The 18,127-nt window shown below is 35.8% G+C and carries 19 protein-coding genes and 1 riboswitch; of the genes, 9 read left to right on the top strand and 10 right to left on the bottom strand.

Going from position 1 to position 18,127, the window contains the following annotated elements:
* Positions 1-5 precede the first annotated feature (5 nt).
* The 4 genes from AC2D6U_RS09260 to AC2D6U_RS09245 all read right to left on the bottom strand — a co-directional run bounded on the left by AC2D6U_RS09260 (position 6) and on the right by AC2D6U_RS09245 (position 1,835).
* Positions 6-269 carry a hypothetical protein gene (locus tag AC2D6U_RS09260; protein WP_484720695.1) on the bottom strand — a complete coding sequence of 88 codons (264 nt, stop codon included), beginning with the start codon at positions 267-269 and terminating at the stop codon, positions 6-8.
* A 10-nt stretch (positions 270-279) separates the two neighbouring features.
* Positions 280-663, bottom strand: a complete 384-nt coding sequence (locus AC2D6U_RS09255; RefSeq protein ID WP_484720694.1) for a hypothetical protein — start codon at positions 661-663, stop codon at positions 280-282.
* 47 nt (positions 664-710) lie between these two features.
* Positions 711-1,229 carry a hypothetical protein gene (locus AC2D6U_RS09250; protein ID WP_484720693.1) on the bottom strand — a complete coding sequence of 173 codons (519 nt, stop codon included), beginning with the start codon at positions 1,227-1,229 and terminating at the stop codon, positions 711-713.
* 171 nt (positions 1,230-1,400) lie between these two features.
* Entirely contained in the window at positions 1,401-1,835 is a 435-nt protein-coding gene (locus tag AC2D6U_RS09245; protein ID WP_484720692.1) for a winged helix-turn-helix transcriptional regulator, read from the bottom strand.
* Positions 1,836-2,278: 443 nt separating this feature from the next.
* Here AC2D6U_RS09245 and AC2D6U_RS09240 point away from each other — a divergent pair, with 443 nt between their 5' ends.
* From AC2D6U_RS09240 to AC2D6U_RS09205, 8 genes are all read left to right on the top strand, one after another.
* Positions 2,279-3,538, top strand: a complete 1,260-nt coding sequence (locus AC2D6U_RS09240; protein ID WP_484720691.1) for a tyrosine-type recombinase/integrase — start codon at positions 2,279-2,281, stop codon at positions 3,536-3,538.
* A 703-nt stretch (positions 3,539-4,241) separates the two neighbouring features.
* Positions 4,242-4,613, top strand: coding sequence for a hypothetical protein (locus AC2D6U_RS09235; RefSeq protein ID WP_484720690.1), 372 nt, complete (start codon positions 4,242-4,244; stop codon positions 4,611-4,613).
* A gap of 297 nt (positions 4,614-4,910) precedes the next feature.
* Positions 4,911-5,006, top strand: a riboswitch (SAM-I-IV-variant riboswitch).
* A gap of 59 nt (positions 5,007-5,065) precedes the next feature.
* Positions 5,066-5,359 carry a hypothetical protein gene (locus AC2D6U_RS09230; protein ID WP_484720689.1) on the top strand — a complete coding sequence of 98 codons (294 nt, stop codon included), beginning with the start codon at positions 5,066-5,068 and terminating at the stop codon, positions 5,357-5,359.
* A 13-nt stretch (positions 5,360-5,372) separates the two neighbouring features.
* Complete coding sequence (locus AC2D6U_RS09225) at positions 5,373-5,741, top strand: hypothetical protein (RefSeq protein WP_484720688.1); 369 nt, start codon at positions 5,373-5,375, stop codon at positions 5,739-5,741.
* A gap of 19 nt (positions 5,742-5,760) precedes the next feature.
* Positions 5,761-6,276, top strand: coding sequence for a hypothetical protein (locus AC2D6U_RS09220; RefSeq protein ID WP_484720687.1), 516 nt, complete (start codon positions 5,761-5,763; stop codon positions 6,274-6,276).
* A gap of 9 nt (positions 6,277-6,285) precedes the next feature.
* Positions 6,286-6,717: a hypothetical protein gene (locus AC2D6U_RS09215; protein ID WP_484720686.1), complete on the top strand. Its 432-nt coding sequence runs from the start codon at positions 6,286-6,288 to the stop codon at positions 6,715-6,717.
* Positions 6,718-6,740: 23 nt separating this feature from the next.
* A complete protein-coding gene (locus tag AC2D6U_RS09210) occupies positions 6,741-7,028 on the top strand; it encodes a hypothetical protein (protein ID WP_484720685.1) in 288 nt (95 codons plus the stop codon).
* 338 nt (positions 7,029-7,366) lie between these two features.
* Positions 7,367-7,711: a hypothetical protein gene (locus AC2D6U_RS09205; RefSeq protein WP_484720684.1), complete on the top strand. Its 345-nt coding sequence runs from the start codon at positions 7,367-7,369 to the stop codon at positions 7,709-7,711.
* A 226-nt stretch (positions 7,712-7,937) separates the two neighbouring features.
* On the opposite strand, the gene AC2D6U_RS09200 is transcribed toward AC2D6U_RS09205, so the two are convergent.
* The 3 genes from AC2D6U_RS09200 to AC2D6U_RS09190 form a co-directional block, all read right to left on the bottom strand.
* The gene (locus AC2D6U_RS09200) at positions 7,938-8,273 is read right to left on the bottom strand and encodes a hypothetical protein (protein ID WP_484720683.1); all 336 of its coding nucleotides are present in this window, start codon (positions 8,271-8,273) and stop codon (positions 7,938-7,940) included.
* Between the two features lie 366 nt (positions 8,274-8,639).
* The gene (locus tag AC2D6U_RS09195; protein ID WP_484720682.1) at positions 8,640-9,335 is read right to left on the bottom strand and encodes an IS3 family transposase; all 696 of its coding nucleotides are present in this window, start codon (positions 9,333-9,335) and stop codon (positions 8,640-8,642) included.
* A gap of 152 nt (positions 9,336-9,487) precedes the next feature.
* Positions 9,488-9,754 carry a transposase gene (locus AC2D6U_RS09190; protein WP_484720681.1) on the bottom strand — a complete coding sequence of 89 codons (267 nt, stop codon included), beginning with the start codon at positions 9,752-9,754 and terminating at the stop codon, positions 9,488-9,490.
* A gap of 80 nt (positions 9,755-9,834) precedes the next feature.
* On the opposite strand from AC2D6U_RS09190, the gene AC2D6U_RS09185 reads away from it, so the two are divergent.
* Positions 9,835-10,296, top strand: coding sequence for a gamma-glutamylcyclotransferase family protein (locus tag AC2D6U_RS09185; RefSeq protein ID WP_484721760.1), 462 nt, complete (start codon positions 9,835-9,837; stop codon positions 10,294-10,296).
* Between the two features lie 312 nt (positions 10,297-10,608).
* Here AC2D6U_RS09185 and AC2D6U_RS09180 read toward each other — a convergent pair whose 3' ends face one another.
* The 3 genes from AC2D6U_RS09180 to AC2D6U_RS09170 form a co-directional block, all read right to left on the bottom strand.
* Positions 10,609-11,757, bottom strand: coding sequence for a hypothetical protein (locus tag AC2D6U_RS09180; RefSeq protein ID WP_484720680.1), 1,149 nt, complete (start codon positions 11,755-11,757; stop codon positions 10,609-10,611).
* 308 nt (positions 11,758-12,065) lie between these two features.
* On the bottom strand, positions 12,066-15,377 hold the full coding sequence (locus tag AC2D6U_RS09175; protein ID WP_484720679.1) for a Swt1 family HEPN domain-containing protein: 3,312 nt from the start codon (positions 15,375-15,377) through the stop codon (positions 12,066-12,068).
* Between the two features lie 2 nt (positions 15,378-15,379).
* On the bottom strand, positions 15,380-18,127 hold the full coding sequence (locus tag AC2D6U_RS09170) for a DUF1156 domain-containing protein (RefSeq protein ID WP_484720678.1): 2,748 nt from the start codon (positions 18,125-18,127) through the stop codon (positions 15,380-15,382).

Raw genomic sequence — 18,127 nt, 5'->3', positions numbered from 1 at the left:
AGAGGCTAACTTAAAGGTGAAAATTGAAACATCTCATTTGAGATTCCATTAAGTTTTATTACTTCATCTCTTTCAGGAGTAGATAATAATTCTTTCAACTTACTCATGTCCACATCAAACATGAGAACAATGAAATTATTTTCATCTATTTTACTGATTGTAGTTTTCGATTCGTCACAACATTGAGTTCTTGTTTCTGAGAGTTTGATAAAGTCTTTATGCACAGCAGCATAACTTGATGTACATTTTCCTTTTATTACTAAGTTCATTGCTATATAATTATTCCATTGCCGCAATAACTGGTGCCCCTAAAAGACCGGCAACACAGTAAGTGTTTGTTAAATCCACTAGCTCGGCAAACATTGCTTCGCGTTGCTGACCTAAAGTCATATGTGCTTGTACACCTTCGGGCCCACTGTATATTTCAGTTAAACCATAAAGAGTGTTTCCTGTTTCACCACTATAGGGATCGAAAGGATTGTTGAATTCTGGGGATTTAAATACAGAATAAGATAAAATAACGGGTTCTTGATCACCAGACAGGTGATGAGTCTCCCGCATAAACTGTTCATGTGTTGCTATAAACTGATCCATTCTTTCTGTAGCATCGTTTGGCACTACAAATGATACATGAAAACCAATGTTTCCTCTTTTAATACTCATAGTTTTAATTTTTTAGTTAGTAATTATTTAAATATCAATAAGACAGCTTACAACATAACTTGTCCTACAAAGACATTTACACCTGGATTTATAGGATTACCACTAATTCTACGAAAGGCAACTACCTGTCCTGTGTGATAAATTATATCCGAGAATGGTCCATTGATAAGATTCCAAAAGGGGGTGACAACTTCCTCACCATTCATATTTAATCGCACACTCACTTTTGAGAGATCAGAGTTTTCCTTAAGGGCCTTAAAAATTGCATCCAAATTGTTTAAAGTATTTTTGCGATAATCTTCAAATCCAGATTTCTGGTTTGAGAAATCATAAATTCTTCCTTCGAATGCATCTGAGATAGCATCGGTTAACATGGATATATGTTCAATGTTTTCATAGCTGGACCTCCCATCTTCACAAGGCTTATAATCCAAATCAATTTGTCGAAGGCCTTCGGTTGCCCAATAAAATCTAAAACCTATGCCTTCAATCATTCGAGATAATACGGTAGTAGAGGTAAACGAATCGGAGTAGGGTCCAATACTTGAAAAGGGTAAATTGTTCATGAGAAAGTGATGGTTAGAAGTTGTATGTAAGATTAACATTTATTATTTAAATATGCAACATTATATTCTTAGACATTCCTTCTTACCATAATTGATTTATTAAAATTCCTTTTAATAAGTAGTGGAAATTAGAAAGTCAAATTGAATCTGCGCAGGATTAGGATAGCTTATTTATTGATTTTCGGTCAGTAATTTTTCCAATTTAACCCGATATTTTTTTCTATAATTTTCGGAATGTTTGGGGGCTTCCAATTGCTTTATCTCACTTAGCATTTCCTCAGATAAAGAATGAAAGTCAACCTTTATATGCTTTTGGGTCCAATTCATCATTTCAGCCAAAATAGGGTACAGGTCAATGCCCTTCTCAGTAAGATAGTAGTGTTTTATTTTGGAATCTTGTTTGTCTGCAATAACATTCAGAATACCGTATGATTGAAGCTTTTTAAGTCGATCAACAAGTAAATTTGATGCTATTTTCTCGGGAGATTTCAGAAACTGAGAATAGGTATTTGCTCCCATAAAAATGTCTCGGATAATCAATAAAGACCATTTATCTCCAACGAGATCTAAAAAAATATTTAAAGGGCAGTTTGATCTTAATTTCATAGATAATTCTGATAGATATCTTTTAAAATAACCTTCAATAACATAGAAGAAATTGTTCAAAGGTATTTCTAATAGCGTAAAAGTAATTTTGTAATTAAACTCTTTCGTTATGTTGCAAAATTAAATATTATTTATGACTCCCATGATATATAGGATGAATTAAAGGAAAACAATTAAATGTATAATTCCTTAGTTCAATCGACGTAAACAAAAAACCGTTACACTATAATAGTATAACGGTTTTGTCATTATAAGTTGCTCCTCCTCTTGGGCTCGAACCAAGGACCCTCTGATTAACAGTCAGAATATTTCACTAATAAGCATTTGTAAGTAATAACAAAAAAGCCCATTAAAGGCTAAAAACAAGGATTAATTTAATGTTTATTATCAACTGTTGTTAGGTAATAACAACCAATTTATGCAAATTGTATGCAAATAATTTTATGTCACAGATCAGTATCTCTTTATACCTTGATAAACGAAGACGGAAGAAAAGCGGTAAGTATCCTTTAAAGCTTACGGTATATGATTCATTTTCGGGTAGGCAAAAGCAAATTGGCACTAATCTGGATCTGGATGAGAACGAGTACTTTCAGTCTTATCAATCTAAAAAGACCAGGTCAGAATACAAGGAATTAAGATATAAGCTAACGTACATAGAAACGAGAGCTATAGAAGTCGCTAATAGCATTGACCCCTTCACATTTGATGAGTTTGAAAAGAGGCTTTTTCGGAAAAGAGACCAAGGTACTAACGTAGTTTATCATTTTGAAAATATGATCAGTGAAAAACTTGAAAGAGGCAGTAGTCATAGAACAATTCAGGGATATAAGTCATCTATCAAAAGCTTAAATGATTTTACCACTAAAAAATTAAGAAGACCTTTTCATACATTCTTATTTCAAGAAATTACAGTTGCTTTTTTAAATCGCTATGAATCATTTATGATAAATGAAAGAGGCCTTAAGAAAAATACGGTTGGTGTTTATTTGAGGGACTTAAGAACTGCATTCAATCACGCAATACACAGCAAGGATATTAATTCAGAGATTTTCCCATTTGGTAGATATAAATACCAAATCCCTTATCAAAGTGGCAAGAAAAAAGCACTGAACAACTCCGAATTAAATATACTTTTTGGATCTAGACCAAAAACGGATCAGCAACAAAAAGCAAAAGACCTGTGGTTTTTCTCCTATGTATGCAATGGAATTAACATGAATGATCTTGTTAGATTACAAAAAACAGATTTAGACTCTATTAATGGAACCATTGTCTTCTACAGAGGAAAAACAAAAAATACCTCAAAAGGAAACCTAAGACCCATTACTGTTTACCTTACTGATTTCTCGAAATATTTTATTGAGAAGTATGGACAAGGAGAAACGTCCATTTACTTATTCAACTTTATTAGTACTAGTGATGACGAGGCTCAAATAAGCCGAAAGGTTAAGAATCTTACGAGATTTGTCAATCAGCATATTAAAGTGCTAGCGCAAGACTGCGGTATAACAGACGCCTTAAGTTTCAATTGGGCCAGACATTCATTCGCAACTAATCTAGTTCGCCTTGGTGGATCCATGGAGGTAGCCCAAGATAGTCTCGGCCATCAGACTATACGAATGACCCATAACTATTTTGCTGGTTTCGATGATGATCAGAAGAGAGGATTTGCTCAAAAGATTATGGATGCGTTGAAGTAGCCGTAAATGGTGCTTATAATAAATGGGTTGCTATTTCCTTGAACAAATACTCGAGCAACCATTGAGCTTGAAAATATGTCTATTGAATATTTATCTAAGATCACATACAAAATTTACCCCCCCCCTAAAAGCCCTGAGATTTTCTGCCTAAGTGCCTGATAAATTTCTCGAAAAATTTTTGGACCTCCTTGGCGATCAAACTCGTCATAATTGGTGCATAAACTCAACATGAACTAAGCATATAGTTATAGGAAATCGCCAAAAACTCTGCAACATTGTTGCAAATAGTCACCCCCCTCCCCAAAATAAAATCATTTTTCTGTCGGCGCAACGTCTTGTGAAATTGGTATACAACCCAAAACCTCCAGATTTATGACCAAAATATGTTGACTTATGTTGACTTTATGTTGACTTTATGTTGAGTTGAAATTTGTAACTACTTGATTTATAATTACATATTATTAATATGTTGAAAATGTTAAGAAAGAAGGGGTCGTATATAAAAAAAATAATAATAAAGAAAGGGAAATATATAGAGAGTATAGGGGCGAAACTCAACATGCGACATAAAAGTGTGATCCTTGTGGCATGGAAGAGTTAGAGGATTGGCTTTTTTTGTACTAATATTTAGCTTATTTAAAAGGCCCAATAATAGCTGGAATTATTATCAGCGGATTTAATTACTTTACGAGTTAAAACTATCATGGGAAATCTGAAATTGTCCGAACTTTCAAAAAAAAGAGTAATTGAACTTTTTGAGCAATATTTTACCGAAAATTTCCCTGAAAAACTCAAATTCAATCCGACTTTAATTGAGTATAACGACGAAAATGTAAAATTCGGAATGTGGAAACATCATGGAGTTTTAAATATGAGTTCAGAAAATTTAATAAAGATTTATGAGAATATGGAAAGTCGATTCGAACAAAATAAAACCGTTCTAAAAAAATGGGATGAATTAATATTGGAACTCGACAAATATTTGAGTTTAGCTAAAAAAACAGGAGGAACTTTAAGTCATAAAGTTGGAAGTATGAGAGATAAACAAATTGAATTGAGGAACAATTTTGAATAAAAAACTACTGGCAACACCGTGTATAGCTCATTGCGGCTGAATTCCTAATCGGAATTCATTGCAATTTGCTATCTTTCGGTTACGGCGGAAAATCATATCTAATTTCCCGCAACGAGCCATAGACAAACCCGTTAATAAACAATTAGACTGCATACTGTTAATTTCTTCTTGATATCTTTTTATGTTTTGTTGATTACAAGTTGAAGAGAAAAAGGATAAGACGTCCTGTTTTGTAAACGTTGACAATTCTGTGGTTACCAGAAACATTTGGAATAAATGCTATAATCATCTACTTTTATATTGCATTTCGAGCTCCAATGAGCACCAACCGAGTGTTAACTCACCACGGTGGTAAAACGATGCGAACCGACCTGGTTAAAATAAAAAGTTAATACCACAGGTTCTTGTCTTTTTGAAGTGCTAATGAATTTCTAACTAAAAAACATTAGCAAATGGAAAGTAAAATCATTTCCCAATTAAACCACGACTACACCCGTGACGTGGGTAAGCATTATTTAATGTATGGCAACTTGCGCTCTACTTTGATCCGCTACAGCCAACGGACAATCTATTTGAATATTCAAATAGGTAGCAGATGGAGTAAATCTGCAGAAGAGACAGCTCATCAGATGGCATTGAGTTGGCAGACATATGACGATGTCTTCAAGCAAGCAAACAGCTACGTGGTTTCATTGAGCCACATGAAAAGCCCAGAGCGAAAGACCATTATCCAAGGTAGACTCTAAAACTCGACTTGCTATGAAACAAACAACAATCAAACTGAAAAAAGCTGGTCAGCCTTTAAAAGTAGACTTGACTAGGACAAAAGATCGAAACCTGTTAGTGAAAGATATTACTGTTGACAGTAGAACTCTTTTACTCCACCTAGACCATGGTAGTCACCACGCACTCTTGGACTTTACAGAAGCTGCTGACTTTCAACTTTTGTCCTTTGATGACAAGGGTAAATTTATTGGAGCTAGTCTCGCAATCAATAATGCGTATGGATTTATAATCCAGAGTCAAGCGCATTTTGTGTTGTTATTGCCTTTTAACAAAAGAATTAAGGACTTACTAGAAGTGGAATCGCTGAATATTAATTCTTGGGTTCCATCATCCGATCAATGAATGAAAATTACATTATAGCATGATATCACTTTCACAATTCCCGCCTAATTATGGTATTTTCCCATATTTCTTAATAACAGATGGCTACAATCAATTCGTACAGTTTCCCATTCAATTCCTTGTGAAAGACAATGGTGAAGAACATGCACTCTCATTAAGTCCTGCAAGGCAATTCAGAAAGATGCGCATAGACTTGAAAAAAAAATTGTCAGGGACTAAGGATGAAGGTTTAAGAGATCAAGACCGTGTGATCTACATTCAAGATGTACCGTTTGAGGTCATGAGACTCTCAAAACGTGAACAAATTGCTGCATTGATGGAGGAAATGATAGAGGTTGGTAAAATCAAATTAAAGCAGTTGCGGCAAGAAAGAGATTACAAGCACTGGTTATGCTTGGTGCTTTCTGGTAGTACTTGTTATTTCATTGAGGATGATGAAGTAAAACATTCATATTATGTCCCTATGGGGGGAGAGCTCTTGAGTATGGGTTTAAAGTTAATTGCGGTCAATAGGAAACACTACAAAGACCACTAATGAATTAATATGCCAGTATATCTAGACCTAGCTAATTTAATCTTTGATAAGGAAGTTCTCGAAAGAAAGTACAGAGGAGGTTGCGCACAATTTCGTGTAGACTGGAAAGTTGATGATACCGATACAAGCCAAGAAGACGATGAGCTGATTTGCCTCGCCCGAATGAATATCGATGAATTTGATATTGATGCGCTCATTAGAGCAGGACTCAGTTATGATGAAGAACAAAGGCACTCTGAAGATTTTGTCGCCTTGACAAGGTATGGTGGTGCTATTTGGGAGGTGAAGTGGCTTAGCCACAACTCAACCTACGCTTGGCATGTAGACTGTAAAAAATGGCAGAAGGAAAAAGCCTTGTACATCTCCGAAGAAATGAGAATGGAAGAGATTTCAAAGCTGCTGGATGAAGGGGTAGAGGTGTTTGAAACGATTAAATCATGAACTGATAATAGGAGGTATAAGCCATGAAACTTGCAAGAGACTATTTTTTAGAATTTAAAGCCGAGTTAGCTCAATTGTCTGATAATGAATTAATTGATAGATTTAATGGCGCAGTTGGAGTTCGTGCTTTTGGTGTTCCTCGACAAGGGTATCTATGGGCGATACGTGAGGAATTAGAAGAAAGAAAAATTGATTTTAGCAGCATCGGCGATGACACAGTAATGTCATTTAAGCATGTGGTATTTTTAAAGGACAAAAAGTTGTTCCGTCTTTCTGAACTAGAAAAGGAAGAGGCTCAAAGCATATTTTAACCCATATGTAGGAAAGCCATCAAAAGAAGATGAAATTTAACTCTCCTATAATTGAATATGATGATGACCAAATAAAATTTATTATCGAAAATCATCAAGAGATTTCAATTATAAAGACCAAACACATAGCGAAAAAAACACTGACATCAGCGTGTGAAAAAAAGTGTAATTTGTGGCTATATGGAGATATCAAAGAACTAATAGTTTAAACGATAGTGATGATCAACACGATTAGGTCAGATTATTAATGCAATCAAAATCAATTAAAACTTGAATGTCTTGACTAAGGAAACTTGAGAATAAGGGATTAATTCGTCTGAACTTAAAATCGATAAAATATGAAAACTGGTTGGACAAAATTTTTTAAGGTCGAAATGCCAAGAACGGGATATCATTGTCCAAATGGCGAAGACAAATTACACATAGAGAAAAATCTAAACTTTATGTGTGCATGTGGAGAAATCCATAACGCAAAAGACGCATACGCACATATTATGTTTCCACTCAGAAATAAAACACTTTATTCGTGTCCTTTAAATAAGTTTCTTTTTGTACTTGTAAGACCAACCGGATTGTTTAGGATTAAAGGTTTGAAAAGCGTTGCATCGTATGAAGTAAGTAATGAAAGTGAGTTAGAACGAATACTTGCCGATGTAGAAAGAAGAAAAAGAAAAAGTGGATAGCTTTTCTATTATGGCTAACAATGTTAAAATATTAATGAGGGAGCAAATGCTTAATATAAACGAATTAGCTATTAAAAGCATATGGCAAAAAAAAGAGCTGCTATTAACTCTATGCTAAACCTATAATTGGCTATAGTCCTTCACAAAAAAATACTGCAGATATAAATGATTATGAACTGAAATAAACCTAGAAACAAAATGCCATTTAAGGTCTTCGTGATTACAGTTAATTAACCAGATAAAGTATAAAATTCGTAGAAATCCCAATTATAAAGAAAACCATCGACCACTTTACATCAGGAATAACCCTGCTTAATGCTTCACCATTCTTTATTTTTATAACCGATGCTCTGTAAAACCATAAGGCTGTTAATAATAAAATGATAAAGAAGGTAAATTGAATGCCAGTTTCTTTGGGAAGAAGAGTTGAAGATTTTAGTCCAATTGTCAAGTACAGTAGCCTCATTAATAATGGACCAAAGCCCATTGAAATTGCAATAGCTGCAATCCAGCCAGAAAAAATAATTAGTAGTATTGTTGCGATGAAGACTAAATAAATCATTGTTAGTAATTATTAGGATCGTTGATTCAAACTAATTTAGTTGAGCATAGTCTAAGAAACAAACAATTAGTTTGCATACCATACAGTCCATTGGGGTGTTAGGTACCCCCCCCCTAATATGGGGTAAACTGAACTTTGTTTGTGAGCTCTCAAAGGTCTGACCGTCTGATATTAGAGAATTATGTTATCTGACTTAACCCATTGAAACCAATCATAACCTAATAACTTTTAGGCACTCCTCTGATACACACTCTTTCCACTGCCATAATAGTTAGTGTAGATATGCTGGTAAACACATATCGCAATATTCAACTGTTATTGTAACCTTCCCTTTTATCGAACTGGGTATAAATGTACATTATTCATTTAGTTAAATATTACTTCATCAAAGCAAGCTTGCTTTGATGAAGATTCTGCTTCTGCCTGTAAAGGTGTTATTCCTCCTAGAGCTTCATGTGGTCTATGACCATTATAATCCTTCACCCATTCTTCTGCTAAGATTCTCACCTGACTAATGTCTTCAAAAAGATGAGCATTCAGGATATCTTGCCTAAAGGTTCTGTTAAAACGTTCTATAAAGCCATTCTGCATGGGTCTTCCTGGCTGGATGTATTGAAGTTCAATTTCTTGCACTCTGCACCATTCACTGAGTTCTAACGAGGTAAACTCAGGGCCGTTATCTACTCTGATCTTCTCGGGCTTCCCATGCTGTTCAAAGGCTCTTTTGAGTACTTGGATCACTCCCATGGAAGGAAAGGTAAATTCTGCTTCTACAGCCACTGCCTTGCGATTAAAGTCATCCATGATGTTCAACACTCTGAACCTTCTGCCACTCTCTAAGCTATCGCTCATAAAGTCCATCGACCAGCATTGATTAGGCTGTTCTGTTTGCAATAGCGGCTGTTTTACTCTAGCAGGGATCCGCTTCTTGGATCTTCTTCCCATATTCAGTCCTAACTTCAAATACACTCTTCTAATGCGTTTTCTGTTCCAATTACAACCTTCTAAGCGCAATCGCTGATGCATCTTGTCCTGACCTTCCTTTGGACGCAAGGCAGCCATTTCCAAGAGCTAGGTGATCACCTCAGAGTCATCTTTAACCGATTCATAATAATACATGGACTTAGGAAAGCGGATGACTTTACACGCCCTGGTGATGCTTACCTCATAACTCTCATTCAGATAAGCAGCCACGTTTTGTCTCTCACCAGTGCTTACCACTTTTTTGACAAGACGTCCTTCAACATCTTGTTGTCCAAACTCACTTCTGCAAACATCTGTTTCAGCTTGCGATTCTCCTCCTCAAGCTCTTTTAAGCGTTTTAACTGCAAAGAATCCATCCCTGAATACTTCTTCCTCCAGAGGTAAAAGGTGTTCTTGGATATCCCATACTCTCTGCATATATCATCTGCTTTTCTTCCCGATTCGTGCTGCTTGATCGCAGCAACAATCTGTGATTCTGTAAATCTTGACTTCTTCATAATAACTGGTTTAAAATTAATCCTTTTAACCAGTCCGAGATTTAGGGAAGGTTACAAGTTGTTTAACTAAACTTGACTATATCGTTGAAAACAACAAACCAAACAACCTTTACTTTGCTTACGGTTCAAACATGAGCGAAACACAGATGATTGATAGAAATGTGAAATTTAAAATACTTGGTGCAGCAAAACTAAAAGATTATAAGCTCTTGTTTAATAAAATACGATCTAACTATAGTGGTGCTGGCTATGCTAACATTAAATATTCTAGAAACAGCCTTGTTGAAGGAGTTTTATACGAGGTGGAAGACTTTACTGAATTGAATAAAAAAGAGGGATTCCCTACACATTACCTTCAGCAGGAATTATTGGTAACTATTAATAATGAAAAAAGGCGAGCTGTAGTTTATGTGGCTAAGCCAGATAAAACAGATGATGGTTTAAAACCTACTAAAGATTACTTAGATAAATTATTGGAAGGTAGAAACTACTTATCTACCGGCTATTTGGAAAGATTAGGTGATATTGAGACGATTGATTAGTAGTTTTGTCAACTTCCCTAAATCTCGGGCTGATTAAAAGGATTAATTTTAAATCAATTATTATGTAGAAGTCAAGATATACAGGATCACAGATTGTAGGGGTTTAAGCAGTATAAATCAGGAAGAAAAGCAGATAATGTTTGCAGAGAATAAGGGCGATGTTGTGATACTTAACAAAATGAATAATCTAAATTTATAACCAGTTCAATAAAAGGGAAGGTTACCAGATCTCTTTGGCTGTTTATGATAATCAAAGTCCTCGATTAGGTTTTGAAATTAAGAGATTTCTGACAAAGCAAAGGGCTTATTAACTTAAATAGTTATTAGATCAATTATTTTACTTTTCCATGATTGAAATCTAAGATGGTAAATAAAGAGACCTGGGATGTTGTAAACATTGCTTCTTTTTATAAACTCTCTCAATTCCATTCTACTTATCTGATCAGATTGAATAATCTTTATAAGACAGATTAATGTTGAGTAATAATTCTTTTCATCTGCATAAAAAATGTAAGAAGCTTTTTGAGTGGAGCAACTTTCCCAAACTATTATTAATCCTCTTTTGCTATTAATTGTAAATAGGAAACTATCTTCATTTAAACTATTATTTTCAAAAAGTGGGACTATCTTGAAGTCCGAAGAATGAATTGTCAGCATAAAATGTAAATATTCATTTTTACTTCTTTTTATGGCAGATGATGCAAATGAATTACTGAGTTTCTTTATTTCTGAACGTATTTCTTCTGGAGTATACATTGTAAAATTTACAGAAAGCTCATTTACCGAATGAACATGTACAGCCTTGTATAATTCATTAATATTTTTAACTTCTAATATTTGTTTCCCAAAAAATATACAATCTAGAAATTGAATATTTAACTTGTTGAAATATGCCTTTATGAGATTAAATGATTTTCTTGAGTCTTTAAATAGATATGGTTCTGATAATCCATCTCCTATTTTGACTCGAAATAGATAATCATCAAAAATCACATCATTCCATTTAATAAAAACACGCTTTGACTCAATTGCATTGACTCTACTTAGTTTTGCTTCTAATTTTTTGATTTCACTTTGATAGAAGGAACGTAGTCGTTCAGTGATGGCTCTTTTATATGTTTTTTTACCAATCTTCACCTCTCGTTTTGAACGTAATTTATATTTGTACTCTTTTATTGTATGAAGTATACTTTGAACCTCGTCTTTAATTTTCTCCTCTTGAAGAGTACCCCTTTGTAAAGTGTCAAAGTTTGTAATCTCGATTTTCTTTTTCCCATGTAGCTTTTTATCTATGAGATCTTTGATTAAGATGATCTCGTGATTCTTTAAATATGTTGTCCCAGTACATACTACCCCTTTTTTATTCAAAAGGTCAATTAAATCCTTTACAGGAAGATTTAAACGCTTAGAGATAACCTTAACTCTCCGGGGAAATTTAAAACCTAATGGATTGTCGTTCATTCTTAAAAAAAATATTGATTTTATTGTAATTAAACGAACTTATCATCTTAAAAGAGATTTTTTGCTTATATCAAATTCAAAGAATGATAGACCATTTTGCTTATTGTCGAACAAAGTGAACGCATGTTCTACATTAGGATTGAGCTTGCTCAATGCTGGCCACTACATCTTTTGGTAAAAGGTTGAAATGCATGCGATGAAGGCTTTGGTCTACATCGATTGTAAAGTAGAAAGTTAGTTTCTCATCTTGGGGCTCAAAGGTTAGTATGTTAAAGAATGAGTCTTGGTTATTTGGCATAAGCAGTCAATTATTCAAATTCTATACTTCCGAATCCTAAGGTTCTACCATTCTCTTTTAGCGTCCTTTCTACATCATTTTCAAATCCTTCTTCTGAACTGGCTTCAATATGGATGGTGATTTTAACGTTTGATCCCTTAATGCCATCTAGGTGTTTCAGGATTTCTTTTTCAACATCATCAGCTGCTCTGAAGAACCTTGTCGCATCAGTTTCAATATGACCAAAAAACCGAGTCCTTTTAGTTTGGGTTGGTGGTTCATTCGCTGTTGAAGGTTGTGCTTCACCGCCATATGGTTTAACTGGTGCGCCTGTTTCAGGAGTTGGCTTTTCAGCTTCCGCTTCTGCTTTTTCTTTTTCAATCTGAATAGAAGCAATATCAGCTTTCACCAACAACCTTGACGAGTCAAGTGAGACCATGACAGAAGTACCTGCTTGTAAACCTAAGTATCTTCCACTTTCATTATTAAAGCTATCAGCAAGGGCAAAAGAGTCTTTTTTCCAAGAAACTAAAGCCAATCCACTTTCAATAGCTTGTTGAAGTAGTGATGGTCTAGAGAGCTTTGCTAGGTATAAATACTTTGCATAGTCTTCTCTTAGTTGGCTAATTTCAACTGACTCATCTCTCCATAAAGGAATATTATCCAAGTCCATTTTAAGCAGAGTAGGAGCAAAATCATTGTAGAGAAGACTTTGAGATGTCAACTTCTTTAATACTCTTGATAGATATGCTTCTTGGTTGCTACCATTCATCTTTGAAACATCCCATACAATGTCAGATGAACCCTTTTCCTGATAAGGGGTAAGTATCCAAATGAAAGTTTCAGGGAGTCTTAATTTTATTGTGTCAAGGCTAGCCTTAGTTTTAGATTCGGCCTGATTGCTTTGATAAGCATCTAGATTTAAAGCAATCTTATCATCAACAATAGATTTCCAAGCTAGATAAAGTTGAACGGCTTTCTTTAGTTCTTCAAGTCTTGACCTGTCTGCGCTAAGAAATAATAGTGTATTGCGATATAATCTTTGTGATTTTCCTTTAGTGGAAAGAATTTCTTTCGCTTTGTCTAATGCAGGACTGTTTTCATCTCTTGGAATATGCGGGTGATCAATACCAATAACTACTAGCTTCATCTCTAGGTCATCAGGAATATCATTAGAAGACTGTGGTAAGAGATGGATTCTTGAAAGCTGTGATTGGTTTGGTGTGAGTTGTTTGGAAAGTAGGTTGATTATTTCCTGTTCAACCCTATCAATTTTAATGTGAGCTGCTCGTTCTTCGGCAGTTCTATTTACGTTGTTTTGAGTGCTGTACCAATAATTTTTGCTTTGATGGTAAACGTATGTGGCTTTATCAGTAAGGTGTCTGAGCGCATCTGTAAAGGTTGGAATGTTCTCACCTGGTAAAATGCTACCTAACTTTATTTTTTGCTCGTCAATTCCACGATTTGCTGCATTGAAAGTAGGTGCTGAACCAAAAAATAGTGTACGTGCTACTCTTCTTGTAGCAGAAAAACGGCCAATATTTGGAAAGTCATTATCTATTTGGCGAGGAACGGCATTAGAACCATCAACATCTTTTTGGATTACAGCTCTCCAAGGTTCTTCCAAATATCTCATCAATTCATTCTGAATATCTGCGGCATCCATTGGCACATTGGCTGGAAGAATTAGTGGGCTTTGGTCATTGTTCTCCCAAAGCGAATGAATGATTTTGGCCATTAAACGCAGAATACCCCTTGTTTTTTGAAACTGAGGAATACTTGCCCATCTCTCTGCTAACGCATCGAACAACTCAGGATGAATAGGGAAGAAGTCCCTAATCCTTTTCTCGTAATTATTCTCTTGAGTTTCATTTGGGAAGTCTGCATTGTTCTGCCTGTAGAAATCACCAAAAGAACGGGCAGTAGCATCACGTTCAGCATATTGCTCCTTGGTAGATATTGGAGAGAATAATCTTCGAGTTACAATCTCAAAGGATTCTTCTGTGGTAGCAGCCATCCAAGGGGATTCAATGCGACCTACAATGTTGCCCAACTCTGCCGCTGATTGTTTACCTTTTTCACCACCCATTTCAATATCGGAAGCTGGTAAACTGACAACTACAAGCGCATTTGGAACTGCTTTTGCAGCTTCACAAAGTGCTTGGGCAAATGACATCTGTGTACCATAAGTACCACTTAAATCATCACCATCTTCTTTTAACTGTCTAGTGTAAGCAACCCACTCATCAATTAAAACAACACATGGTGCTGCGGCCTTAAACAGTTTAACGAGTGAGTCTCCTGGATTGGCAGCACGTTCATCTGCTTCACGAATGATTTCATAACCATCCTTACCTGCCAATTGCCAAGCCATTTCACCCCATAGGGTTTTTATGGTTACAGAATCAGTCTTTTTACTACTAACATTGGGCGATATTCTATTTCCTACTAATACCGCTCGATTAACGTTTTTCGGTGGGCGTTTATCACCAAGCTCATTGAAGAAGTCTTCAAGGTCTCTAACTGATGAAAAGTCTGCACCTGAGCATAAATGGTAAAGTGCCAAGAGCGAGTGGGTTTTACCGCCCCCAAAGTTGGTTTGCAGGTTAATCACAGGATCACCACCATCGCTGTTTAACCTTTCTATTGCATTCGTTAATAGTCTTTGGATTCCTTGAGTTAGATAGGTTCTATTAAAGAAATCAACTGGTCTTCCATATTCTCCTGCACCTTCACCATCTTGGTAAACACGCCAAAGGTCAGCTGCAAATTCAGCTTGTTGAAACTTGCCTGAAGCCACATCGGGATGGGGAGTGATGATTTGCTTCCAAGGTTTTAAGCCAATAGCACCGCTGACATCAACTAATTGCGTTTCTATTTTTCGGGCTTTTTTCCGAGTGTTTTCTTCATAGCGGATGCGAAGTAGTTCACTTTTTTGTTCTTGAGCTTCTTCCGCTTCAGGAGCGGCAATGGCGCTTAAAAGTCTTTCTATATTATCTAAGGCGCGATAGGCATCATCAGTATCAAACTTATTATGCTTGTTTTGATGTGCTGACCTTTTACGAACTTCCATTAATTCACTCACCATTGACCTTTCTGCAAAGCCTAAAGTTTTATTGAAAGTACCGTTCCAATTCTTCCACATGATCAGAAGAAGTGCCTGAACGTCCCATTCTTCAGGATTTAAGTCCCGTGAGTGGTGATCTTCAGGAAAAGAAGATACTGCAGCTTCTTGCCAATATGCTTTATTTACTTCTTTAAGTTCTCGAAGAATATATGGGTACAAACCACTTCTAAGTAATTCTAGTCCTTTGTTTACTCTGTCTAAGTTGCTCAGTGCCATTATTAAAACTCAATTTGTGTTTGAGATCCTTTATCGTCTCTAATGTTCAAAGATTCTGTAACTATTTGATTCCACGCTAATACAAGGCTGTTATAGGCTTGGGCTTCTTTCGACCATCCTTTCTTTTCTGAGATAGAGAACAGATGGTATGCAAGCTCACGGCATACATCAGCTTTAGGGCCAAGTACTTTATAAAGTGTTGCAGCGCCAACTTCTCCATTTTCTTGGAGTTGTTTTATTAAATGCTGAGTCATTTCCCAAATCACAACACGATCATCCTTAGTTGGGTCCCAATTTTCGTTTAGTTCTGTGCGTGGAATAAGTCTAACTTTTCCACTACCTGACTCAACAATACCTGAATGTACTAAACCATTTACTGCTGTATTCTTGGCGAGTGCAAGTGCATTAGCATCTCCGAAACTTCCTTGTTTGAACTCATTTTGCTCAAACCATGAAAGAGCCCAACGTGTCTCAGTGTCAAAATCTCCTTCCTGTTCAGCTAAAATTTCAGATAATGTTTGATTAATAAGAATTAAGGCAGTTCTTACAGACATTTGAGAACCGTCTTGCTCTAAGATAGAATTGTACCTAGAGAAAATGCCCATTCCTGGACCAATGGATGCCTGAGCAAGGTCAACAGGAGCTAGATTACTGATTTGAAGGATTTGAATTGCGCTAGGTAGTTCTTCTTTTAATTTTTGTAGGTATTGTCTCCTTGTTATGGTCTGACTAGATTCTTCTCTAGGTCTGCATGCTAGTACTATGTAACTCGTTAAGGAGTTAGTACCCATAGCGACCATTCGCCATTTTTGAGAAGCCTTTATTGGCCAAGTTGAAATAATTTGGAAGCCTGAAGTAATTAAGCTTTCTAACAAAGTTTCCCAACCTGTTGTCAGGGTTATTCCATGAGTGTTGGGTTTATTTTCGCTTTCATTTGAAACTTCTTCATCTTGTTTAAAAGCATAATAAACCGTCAAAGGAAACCTTCTATCTAAACCTTCATTAAAGCTTTTAAATGCATCTTTAAATCCATTCTCAAAATGATCCTTAGCAGCTTGTTTACTACCATACCTGAAGTCAGATGCAACTAACTCTTCCATTTTTGGTACTAAGACAGTACTCAATAAGTCAGGATATAACTCTGAAAGGCCGTGCCTAAGCCAAGTATAGAAGTAATCTGATAAGTCAGAATAACCAATGTTATCATAATAAGGTGGGTCAGTACTAACTATATACTTACTTTCAGGAAACTCATATTTGGATGCATTAAACTGGTTAGCTGATTGTGCAGTGGATGTTTTGGTAAGGATTACTTCAACACATTTTGCAACATATTCTATACATGTCTCCCAAGCCCCAACAGTGGACCCAAGTAAATTGGCTTCTCCAAAATCCCAAACCATAGGAATAGCTTGTCTTCCGAAAAGGTTCATTACCTTTTCGTTACCACTATTCCACCTACAAAGTGAATTATTAAAATCGACCATACGATCTATCGTCATCATCAATATGGTGGTAATGGCATTGGCATAGTCAAGGTCTCCGTGTTTTGTACTTATTGATTTCTTAATTTCATTTACGAGGTCGTACAATGTGCTTAATCCTTGAAGTTGTCTATTTGTAAATGACTGCCAATGAGAATAAATACCATAGAGAGGTGTTCGAATATCACGTAAAGCATCAGTCGGGAATTTTGTATTTGGTTTCCAAGCAGCTTTTGCCATATGAGCTAATGCTTCATCGTTTGGGGATGGAGAGATATATGTTTTACCCCTTCCAAACTCAATAACAGTAGCAATTAGTTTTGTACCAATTCGATTGGCTTTGCCTTCATTTCTTATATAATCAAGTTTGATAGTTTCATTACAACAAACACAAGTTGCACCGCTTCTATTAATTGTACCTTTTATTGAAGGTGAGCCTTTCTGAACTTCATAACCAACTATAAGATTTTGAGAGTCTTGTCTCTCAATTATTGGTTTGCTGTAATGATTGGGCTTCTTTTTACTCAATACAAAAGATCGGACTAAGGGCATATCGCAACCGCAAACAGGGTTAGGACATTTTACTGTTCTAGCCCAAATCCATGCGACAACATTGTTGTCTTTATTGCTATATCTCACTTTCGGATAAAGTTCACCAATGCGCTTTTTAGCTTCTTTGTTTATCCATTTCCCGTAATAGCGAAGGTCTTCGGCTAAACCCTTACCTAATTCCCATTTAGTCAGGGATTTTTTTGATTGGACTTCAGGGTTAATGGGTACATAATTTGAAAACTTTGGCAAAATTTCCAATTGCACTTTGTTAATTAAGACGGCAACAGGATTTAAGTCTGATGCTTGAACAGGTAACCCTAGACGCATACCTTCTAAAGGTATAGAACCACCACCCGCAAATGGATCAAGTAATGTAGGCAGCTGACCTTTACAATGGTTTAGGATTTCCTGATATGCTTCTTCAAACACATTTTGTTTTGTATGAACCTTCTTTTGGCATAAATTCTTGATTATCTCAAAAAGCCTTTCTCTTTCAGCTACCTGAGTTTCTTCTGTAGGAAATTTATCAGGGTTCGAAGAAGGGTCGTCTACCAATGAAGCAAATAATATGGCTCTTGCAGAGGGCAAAGGAAGTCTTGCCCACCAATGATGGATACCTTTAGGATGCGCACCAATACCCGGCATTTTATCGTATGCGGAAGCATCATTTATAATATCTAAAGGAAGTGCTACTTCTATAAGTTTTTTAGTCAT

This window comes from Roseivirga sp. YIW32 (genome assembly GCF_057219245.1).
The sequence above is the reverse complement of the archived record's forward strand: the minus strand, read 5'-3'. Positions and strand labels throughout refer to the sequence as shown.